This is a genomic window from Geodermatophilus sp. CPCC 206100 (genome assembly GCF_048569675.1).
GTDB lineage: Bacteria > Actinomycetota > Actinomycetes > Mycobacteriales > Geodermatophilaceae > Geodermatophilus.
Map to the genome: position 1 here is coordinate 1 of NZ_JAQISV010000082.1, position 771 is coordinate 771.

General features: G+C 80.5%; 1 protein-coding gene. It reads left to right on the forward strand.

The window, feature by feature from the left end:
• On the forward strand, positions 1-771 hold a 771-nt coding region (locus tag PGN05_RS24195; RefSeq protein ID WP_419755131.1), incomplete at both ends, for a lytic transglycosylase domain-containing protein.

The following is a 771-nucleotide window of genomic DNA, read 5'->3' on the forward strand; positions in this document are numbered from 1 at the left end:
CGGCCCCCGAGCCGGCGGCGGCCGCGCCGCGGGCGCCCGGTGCGACGGTGTCCGCGCTGGCCGCGCACGGGATCCCGGCCACGGCCCTGGACGCCTACACCCGCGCGGCCGCCGGAGCGCCGGCCTCCTGCTCCATCGACTGGTCGCTGCTCGCCGCCATCGGCCGGGTGGAGTCCAACCACGGCCGCTTCGCCGGCGCCGTCCTCACCAGCGACGGGCTCTCCTCCCCGCCGATCGTCGGCATCGCCCTCACCGGTGCCGGGACGGCGCGGATCGTGGACACCGACGGCGGCCGGCTGGACGGCGACACCAGCCACGACCGCGCCGTCGGCCCGATGCAGTTCATCCCGTCGACGTGGGCCCGCTACGGCGCGGACGCCAACGGCGACGGCCGCCGCGACCCCTTCAACGTCTACGACGCCGCCGCTGCCGCGGCCCGCTACCTCTGCGCAGCCGGAGGGGACCTCTCCTCCCTCGCGGCCCAGGCCCGGGCGGTGTTCGCCTACAACCACTCCGGTAGTTACGTCGCCACCGTCCTCCAGCTGGCGGCGGTCTACGCGGGCGCTCCGGTCCCGCCGATCCCGACGCCCGCACCCGTGGGGCCGCCGGCCCTGCCCCCGGCCGCGCCCGCGCCGCCGCCGGCGGTCCTGGTGGTCGCACCCGAGCCGCCGCCCGCACCGGAACCGCTGCCGGCCCCGCCGCCCGCGCCGGGGGCCCCGCCCGCCGGGGCCCCCGCGCCCCCCGCGGGGCCAGGGCCGGCGGGCGAAGTCG